Source organism: Candidatus Methylomirabilota bacterium, assembly GCA_035709005.1.
Classification (GTDB): domain Bacteria; phylum Methylomirabilota; class Methylomirabilia; order Rokubacteriales; family CSP1-6; genus 40CM-4-69-5.
Genome location: DASTFB010000109.1, coordinates 40,063 through 48,156, shown reverse-complemented (window position 1 = coordinate 48,156; position 8,094 = coordinate 40,063). Strand labels below are relative to the sequence as shown.

At 70.6% G+C, this 8,094-nt stretch carries 8 protein-coding genes; all 8 read left to right on the top strand.

Annotated elements, in window-relative coordinates:
* The coding region (locus tag VFR64_20235) for an amidohydrolase family protein (protein ID HET9492066.1) at positions 1-1,003 on the top strand (1,003 nt) is incomplete at its 5' end.
* Positions 1,004-1,168: 165 nt separating this feature from the next.
* On the top strand, positions 1,169-2,131 hold the full coding sequence (locus VFR64_20230; protein HET9492065.1) for a TerB family tellurite resistance protein: 963 nt from the start codon (positions 1,169-1,171) through the stop codon (positions 2,129-2,131).
* A 92-nt stretch (positions 2,132-2,223) separates the two neighbouring features.
* A complete protein-coding gene (locus VFR64_20225; protein ID HET9492064.1) occupies positions 2,224-3,426 on the top strand; it encodes a branched-chain amino acid ABC transporter substrate-binding protein in 1,203 nt (400 codons plus the stop codon).
* Positions 3,427-3,437: 11 nt separating this feature from the next.
* Positions 3,438-4,361: a branched-chain amino acid ABC transporter permease gene (locus VFR64_20220; GenBank protein ID HET9492063.1), complete on the top strand. Its 924-nt coding sequence runs from the start codon at positions 3,438-3,440 to the stop codon at positions 4,359-4,361.
* On the top strand, positions 4,358-5,479 hold the full coding sequence (locus VFR64_20215; GenBank protein HET9492062.1) for a branched-chain amino acid ABC transporter permease: 1,122 nt from the start codon (positions 4,358-4,360) through the stop codon (positions 5,477-5,479). Before VFR64_20220 ends, VFR64_20215 begins: the two co-directional genes overlap by 4 nt.
* Positions 5,476-6,258: an ABC transporter ATP-binding protein gene (locus VFR64_20210; protein ID HET9492061.1), complete on the top strand. Its 783-nt coding sequence runs from the start codon at positions 5,476-5,478 to the stop codon at positions 6,256-6,258. The genes VFR64_20215 and VFR64_20210 overlap by 4 nt, the downstream gene beginning before the upstream one ends.
* A complete protein-coding gene (locus tag VFR64_20205) occupies positions 6,251-6,955 on the top strand; it encodes an ABC transporter ATP-binding protein (GenBank protein ID HET9492060.1) in 705 nt (234 codons plus the stop codon). The genes VFR64_20210 and VFR64_20205 overlap by 8 nt, the downstream gene beginning before the upstream one ends.
* Before the next feature lie 71 nt (positions 6,956-7,026).
* Positions 7,027-8,079 carry an alpha-hydroxy acid oxidase gene (locus tag VFR64_20200; protein HET9492059.1) on the top strand — a complete coding sequence of 351 codons (1,053 nt, stop codon included), beginning with the start codon at positions 7,027-7,029 and terminating at the stop codon, positions 8,077-8,079.
* Positions 8,080-8,094 lie beyond the last annotated feature (15 nt).

Here is an 8,094-nt window from a genome sequence, read left to right as displayed (position 1 = left end):
CGCCGCGCTCGACGGGCTGGAGGAATCGGGCATCCGCGCGGTGTTCGGCCACGGCACGGCCAAGCCGATCGGCCGGCCGGACCCGCGACCGTTCTTCGAGATCCCCCAGCCCCGCGAGGAGATTCATCGCCTGCGCACCGGTCGCCTGGCCTCGGACGATCGCCTGGTCACGCTGGCCCTGGCCATCCTGGGACCCGACTGGGGCGCCTACGAGGTGGCCGAGGCCGACATCACCCTGGCCCGGGAGTACGGCCTGATCACCAGCGCCCACACCTTCGGACGCCCGGGCAAGCGCATGGTTCCCGACGGGATGTACCGGCTCGCCAAGGCCGGCTTGCTCGGGCCCGACCACAACGTGGTGCACGGCAACTGCCTGGACGACGACGAGCTGGCGATGATCGTGAATTCGGGCTGCTCGATCTCGGCGACGGTGATGGCCGAGATGCTGAACTGCGAACGGCCGGCGCTCCTGGGCCGGGTGGAGAAGCTGGGCGGCCTGCCGTCGCTCGGCACCGACGTCGATCCCTACTTCGCCGCCTCGATGCTGGCCGAGATGCGGCGCGCGTTCCTGCACCAGCGGGAGCTGGACAATCGCGCCCTGGCCGCCGCCGGGCGCTACCCCGCGCAGCAGCACGCCACGACGACGCGCTCGGCGCTCCGGTGGGCGACGCTCGGTGGGGCCCGGGCCCTCGGCCTCGAGCACCGGATCGGCTCGCTGACGCCCGGCAAGCAGGCCGACGTGGTCATGGTCCAAACCACCGACCTCAACATCTTCCCGTCGGTTCCCCTGGGCGACCCCGTGCACGCGGTGGTGATGAGCGCGGAGAGCGGCAACGTGGACACCGTTCTGATCGCCGGCCGCATCGTCAAGCGCGGCGGCCAGCTCACCTTCCCGGCGGCGCGGCTGGCCCGGTTGAAGGACGATCTGCTGGCCTCCCGCGAGCGCCTCATGCGGGCGGGCGGCTTCGTCTACGCCCCGGCGGGCGCCGGCCCTCGCCCATAGCGCTTCCTCGGGCGTCTCGCCTCGGAGCCGATTACGGCTGGCGGACCCTCACGGGGTTGAGGCCGGTGGGGGCCCGCGAGTACACTCTCGACGGAACGATGCGTCCCGCCCCGCCGGTCGTGATCTCGCTCCGGCACCCCCTGCCCGGGCGTCCCGCCTGAGGCGATGTTCGAGCGTCTCCGGTCGCTCGTGCAGACGCCGAGCCGGCGCGCCGTGGTCAGACGCTTCGAGAGCGTGGCGGCGCCGATCCAGCAGGAGCCTGGCCGGCGGCTCCAGCTCCTGTTCTTCAAGCTCCTCATGGCGATTGCCGCCACCGACGACAACGTCACGCTCGAGGAGCAGAACCTCCTCAAGGACTTCGTGTTCGAGCACACGCTCACCGAGCAGGAGTGGGCCGAGCTCGCGTACTATCAGGCCGCTCGCCTCTCCCGGGAGGAGCTCGGCCAGATGGTGGACACCGTGCTCGGGGAGATCCGCACCAGGGCGGACCGGCAGCAGCTCCTGGAGGCGGTCCGGCAGATGGCGCAGGCCGACGAGGTCCTGAGCGGCGCGGAGCGAGAGGTCCTGAACCTCATCGATTCGAGGGTCGACGCCGTGGGGACCTCGCCGATCGCCTATGTGACGAAGACCCTCCGTCTCGCATGGCGACGGTCTCTGCCGCTGGCCCCCGCGATGGCCCGGCTGGAGCGCGAGGCTGAGGAATACGGGCGCAATCCCGTGCTGCCCCTGGCGCGGCGTGCGGGCGGCACCGCGATCGACGAGGTTCACGCGGCAAGGATCGGGATGGTGCTGCTCGTGCTCCATTCCGACGACACGGTGCACGACCACGAGCTGGAAGCCTTCCGGACGTTCGTGGCCCGCGAGGCAGGGGTCGCGCCGGACGTGGCCAGCCCGCTGGTCCACCAGCTCCTCCAGATTCCCGACGAGCTGCTCGAGCTGACATACCTGGCCCGGACGATCGTGGACGGCACGACGAGCGACGAGCGGCGCGCGTTCCTCGAGGTCCTCGCGCGCATCGCGCACGCCGACGGCGTGCGGGTGTTCGAAGAGGCGAGGACGCTCCAGCTGATCGCCCGCTACCTCTTCGTCCCCCCGCCCACATCCGGGGGGGCGGACCGCCCCCGGTGACTTTTTTCCGCCCCGGCGCGGCGTCCTCGGCTAATGTGTGGACCCTGCCGCCGGGCACCCACGTCCACGGTCGGGGTTGAGGAGGGAGCGACATGAGAGCGACTCTTTACCACGTCAGCCGTCGTCAGCTTCTCGCGGGAGGAGCGGCCCTCGGGCTCGGGCTGCGTCCCTTCCGCGGCTGGGCCCAGAAACCGGCCGTCAAGCTCGCCTTCATCGGTCCCCTGACGGGCGGGACGGCGTCGAACGGGCTCGGCGGCCGCAACTCGTTCCAGCTGGCGCTGCGGGAGCGCAACGCCGACCCGAAAGCGAAGTACCGCTACGAGGCCGAAATCCTCGACGACGAGTGCAAGCCGACGGTGGCCGTGCAGGCGGCCCTCAAGGCTTCCTCGGACCCGGCGGTCATTGCGGGCGTCACTCACTATTGTTCGGTCACCGCCATCGCGACCGTGGACACCTACCACAAGGCCGGGATGCCGGCCATGGTGTGGGGTGCGGTGCTGCCGGAGATCACGTACGGCCACAAGCACGTCGAGATCACGCGGGTCAACGGGACGATGATCAACCAGAACAACGTGGCCGCCGACTTCGCGGTGAAGACCCTCGGGTTCAAGACCTTCGCCCTCGTCCACGACACGACCGACTACGGGCGCGCGCACGCCAAGTGGTTCTCGCAGTTCGTGGAGAAGGCTGGCGGGAAGATCCTCTCGAGCCAGGGCACGGCCAAGGACCAGAAGGACTACGCGGCGGAGCTGACGCGGGCGAAGGCCGACAAGCCGGAGGTGCTGTGGTACGGGGGCCTCACCCCGGACGGCGTGCGCGTGCGCGTGCAGATGGAGAAGCTCGGCTTCCGCGCGCAGTTCCAGGGCACGAGCGGGATCAAGTCGGACACCTTCAACGAGACGGCCGGGCCGTCGGCCGAGGGCACGCTCGCCTTCGTCGAGGGCGCGCCGACCGAGAAGCTGCCCGGCGGCAAGAAGTTCCTCGCGGCCTACGCCAAGGCCGGGTTCCCGGAGCCGTCGGAGGCCTACGGCCCGTTCGCGTACGTGGCCGCCAACCTCGTCATCGATGCCATCGAGGCGGTGGGGCCGGACCGCGCCAAGGTGGCGGCGCGGCTCAAGCGCACCAAGAAGCAGGACACGATCATCGGCCCGGTGGAGTTCGACGAGTACGGACAGAACACGGTGCCGCTGATTTCCAAGTACGTCAGCCAGGACGGCAAGTGGGTGCTCTGGGAGGATTCGGAGTACGCCTCCGGCAAGCGCACGCTGCCGGGCCTGAAGTACAAGAAGATGTAGCTGCGGGCTCGATGCCGCCGCTCGAGCTGCTCTTCCAGCAGGCGCTGAACGGCCTGATGCTGGGAGTCATGTACGCCTTGATCGCCGTCGGGTTCACGCTGTTCTTCGGCGTCCTCGACGTGATCCATTTCTCGCACGGCGACATCTACATGCTCGGGGCCTTCGCGGGGCTCTCGGTCCTGACCGGGCTGGCGGCCGCGGGCGCCGGTACGCCGGCCGTGGCCCTCCCCGTGGCGTTCGCGGCCTCCATCGTGATCACGGGGCTCATCGGCGTGGCCGCCGAGCGGGTGTGCGTCAAGCCGCTCGCCCGCTCGTCGCCCCTGATGACCCTGCTGGCGACGCTCTCGCTCGGTCTCGTCATCCGCGAGTCGGTGCTGATCTTCTACCCCCGCGGCGCCGACCCCAAGCCCTTCCCGTGGCTGCTGCCGCAGGGCGCGTTCGACGTGGGCGGGGTGGTGATCCGCTACGACAACCTCGCCATCCTCGCCATCGGTCTCGCCGCCATGGTCGCCGTCGACCGGATCATCAACCGCACCCGCATGGGCGCCGCTATCCGCGCGGTGGCCCAGGACCCGGAAGCGGCGCAGATGATGGGGGTCAACCTCGACCGGACCGTCGACGCGACGTTCTTTCTCGGGTCGGGACTCGCCGCCGTGGCCGGCATCCTGAGCGGCCTCTACTACAGCGAGATCCACTTCATCATGGGGGTCACCGGGGGCGTCATCGGGTTCTCGGCGGCGGCCATCGGCGGGCTCGGCAACGTCTACGGCGCCATCCTGGGCGGCCTCCTCTTCGGGCTCGTGCAGACGATGGCCGCGGCGCTGATCCCTCGAGGCTCGGAGTTCCGAGACGTTGTCGCCTTCGCGGTGGTCTTGCTCTTCCTGGTCGCGCGCCCCAGCGGCATCCTCGGCGCGAAGAGCGTGGAGCGCGTGTGATCCTGGTCTGGGCGGCGGAGGCCGTGGTGCTCGTGCTGGTCATCCTCGGCATCCTGGCGGAGTCGCCGCTGGCGCTGGCGGGCACCGCGGCGGCCGGGCTGGCCGCCCTCGTGCTGGTGCGCGCGCTGCCGCGGCTGCGCGCGGCGCTGGCCGGCGCCTTCGCCGGGCACCCGACGGCCGCCCTCGCCGGCGGCGCCGTGTGCGCGCTCGCGCTGCCGTTCGCGCTGCGGACGAGCCCCTACTGGACGTTCGTCGCCACCCTGGCCCTGCTCTACGTCGTCATCGGGCAGGGCCTGAATCTGCAGATCGGCACGGCGGGCCTGATCAACCTCGCCGGCGCCGCCTTCGCGGGCCTCGGCGCCTACACGGTCGGCCTGCTCACCGTGTCGGCCGGCTGGCCGGCGTGGCTGGCCTTCCTCGCCGGCCCGGTCGTGGCGGTCGTCGTCGGCACCCTGCTCTTCGTGCCGATCCTGACCACGCGGGGGCACTACCTGGCGCTGGTGACCATCGCGTTCGTCTTCATCTTCAACGTCCTCATGAACAACCTCGAGTTCACGGGCGGCCCCCAGGGCATCAAGAACATCCCCACCCTGCGCCTGTTCGGGTACTCGTTCACCACGGCGCCGACGGTCCTGGGCATCGCCCTGCCGGCCCACGCCAACTTCTACTTCGCCGCTGTGGCCCTGGCCGCGTTCGCCACGGGCGTCATCCGCCGGCTCCACGACTCGTGGCTCGGGGTAGCGCTCAACACGCTCCGCGACGACGAGATCGCCGCGAAGTGCTGCGGCATCTCGATCGCCCGCGCGAAGCTCACCGCGTTCTGCGTCGGGAACTTCTTCATCGGGCTCGGCGGCGCCTTCTACGCGGTCATGGTCGGGTTCGTATCGCCCCCGGATTTCGACTTCGGGTACTCGTTGATCATGCTGAGCGTGATCATCATCGGTGGCGTCGACTCCATCCCCGGCGTCGTCCTCGGCGCCTGCCTGCTGGTGCCGCTGCCGGAGCGCTTCCGCTTTCTCCACGAATACCGGTTGCTCCTCTACGGGGTGGTCATCCTGGTCATGCTGCTCTACCGGCCCCAGGGTCTGTGGCCGGCCGCCGTGCGGCGCTACCGGTGAGCCTGGTCGAGACGCGCGGCCTGACCATCCGCTTCGGAGGGCTCGTCGCGCTCGACGGCGTCGATCTGCGCGTCGCCGAGGGCGAGAGCGTGGGGATCATCGGGCCCAACGGGTCGGGCAAGACCACGCTGTTCAACGCCCTCACCGGGCTGTACCGGGTCGCGGCGGGAACGATCCTCCTCGGCGGCGAGAACGTCGGCGACCTCCCGCCGCACCGTATCGCGCGCCTCGGGGTGGCGCGGACGTTTCAGTCGAGCCGGCTCTGCCCGAACCTCTCGGTCTTCGACAACGTCCTCGCCGGCATGGTCGCGGCGCGGCGCACGGGGCTCCTCGACGCCGTCGTGCGGCGCGGGCGGGTGCGCGTCGAGATGCAGGAGGCGATCGCTCGGGCCGGCCATCTCCTGGGGTTGTTCAATCCCGAGCTGCCGGCCCGCGGGTGGGAACGGGTCGGCCAGCTGCCCCAGATCGACCGGCGCCGCGTGGAGATCTGCCGCGCTCTGGCGACGCGGCCGCGGCTCCTCCTGCTCGACGAGCCCTCGGCCGGCATGAGCCCCGAGGAGACGGCGGAGCTGATGAAGGACCTCCAGATCGTCCGCGACGAGATGCCGGGGCTGGCGGTGGTCATCATCGAGCACGACATGTTCGTGATCGAGGGCGTGAGCCAGCGCGTGATCGCCTTCAACTACGGACGGAAGATCGCCGAGGGGTCCTTCGCGGCGGTGGCCGGGCACCCGGAGGTGCGCGAGGCGTACCTCGGACGGGACACCGTCCGTGCTTGAGGTGCGGGACGTCTCGGTCCGCTACGGGCCGATCACGGTTCTCCGCTCGGTGTCGCTCGCGGTCGCGCGGGGCGAGATCGCCTGCCTGCTCGGCCCCAACGGCGCGGGCAAGACCACGCTGATCCGGACGATCCTCGGCGTCGTGAAGCCGGTTGCCGGCACCATCCTGTTCGACGGCGAGCGCATCGACGGGCTGCGTCCCGACCAGATCGTGCAGCGCGGCATCGCGGTCGTGCCGGAGGGCCGGCGGGTATTCCCCCGCATGACGGTGGACGAGAACCTCCGGATGGGCGCCTTCCGGGAGTGGGCCGTGGCCGACCTCGCCGCCCGGCGCGACCACGTCTTCACGCTCTTTCCGCGCCTGGCCGAGCGGCGCGACCAGAAGGCGGCCACGATGTCCGGCGGCGAGCAGGCGATGCTCGCGATGGGGCGCGCGCTCATGAGTCGGCCCCGGCTCCTGCTCCTGGACGAGCCCTCGCTGGGCCTGGCCCCGGTCCTGGTCGAGCAGCTCTTCGGCATGATCGCCACCATCAACCACTCGGGCACGACGGTGTTCCTCGTCGAGCAGAACGCGCGCAAGACGCTCGACATCGCCCGGGCCGGGTTCCTCATCCAGAAGGGCGAGATCGTCGCCCGCGGCACCGCCGCGGAGCTGTGGGCCTCCGAGATCGTCCGCCACGCCTACCTTCGGACGTGAGCAGGACAGAGGCCGTAGGAGGCGCCTCCCTGCCAGACTCCGCGGGCCGGACTGTCGTATAGTACCGGGCCATGACGCCACAAGAGGAATTCCCACGTCCATTCGCGACACTGTCCGAGATCCGGCGGGCCGCGCGGGCTCGGCTCTCCCGTGAGGCCTGGAACTTCGGCGACGGCGGCAGCGAGTCGGAGGCGACGCTGCGGCGCAACCGCCGCCACCTCGACCGTCTGGCGATCGCGCAGAACGTCCTGGTCGACGTGCGCGAGATCGATCTGCGCACGAGTCTGCTCGGCGTGCCCCTTTCCTCGCCGGTGGGCGTGGCGCCCATGGGCGGTCTCGTCCTCTTCCACCCCGAGGGCGACGTGCAGATGGCCCGTGGGGCCGGCAAGGCCGACACGCTCCAGTGGCTTTCCGGCGCCACGGGGTGGCCAGTGGAGGACGTCGCCAAAGCGGGCGGGGCGCCGCAGATGTTCCAGCTCTACCACCACGGCGATCGCGGCTGGGTGAGCGAGCTGCTCCAGCGAGTCGAGGCGTCCGGCTACAAGGCCGTCGCCCTCACGGTCGACACCCAGCACTACAGCCGGCGGGAGCGCGACATCCTCGCGCGCTGGAGCCCGCGCAAGGCCATGGAGATCGCGCCCAACCCCCGCGGCCCGTTTCACGACTACCAGATGCGCCTGACCTGGTCCGACGTGGAATGGCTCATGAAGACGACGAAGCTGCCGGTCGGCCTCAAGGGCATCATGACGGTGGCCGACGCCCGGCGCGCGGTCGAGATCGGCGTACGCCTCATCTGGGTCTCCAACCACGGTGGGCGTCAGCTCGACCACACCCAGTCGTCCATCGAGGCGCTGCCACCGATCGTCGAGGCGGTAGGCGGTCGCGCCGAGATCGTCGTGGACGGCGGCTTCTCGCGGGGGACCGACGTGCTGAAGGGCTTGGCCCGCGGGGCCAAGGTCGTGATGATCGGACGGACCGCGCTCTGGGGATTGGCCGCCGACGGCGCCGAGGGCGTTGCGCGCGTCTTCGAGATCCTGCGCGATCAGATGCACGTCGCGATGGGGCTCTGCGGCCGGACCAGGATCGCGGACCTCAAGCCCGACCTGGTCTTCCGGGCCGATTAGCCCTCCTCGGGCGTC

Bases quoted from the DNA above. Each gene is read 5' to 3' on its own strand.
- VFR64_20225 (HET9492064.1), top strand. From the start codon at position 2,224: ATGAGAGCGACTCTTTACCACGTCAGCCGTCGTCAGCTTCTCGCGGGA.
- VFR64_20200 (HET9492059.1), top strand. From the start codon at position 7,027: ATGACGCCACAAGAGGAATTCCCACGTCCATTCGCGACACTGTCCGAG.
- VFR64_20230 (HET9492065.1), top strand. From the start codon at position 1,169: ATGTTCGAGCGTCTCCGGTCGCTCGTGCAGACGCCGAGCCGGCGCGCC.
- VFR64_20220 (HET9492063.1), top strand. From the start codon at position 3,438: ATGCCGCCGCTCGAGCTGCTCTTCCAGCAGGCGCTGAACGGCCTGATG.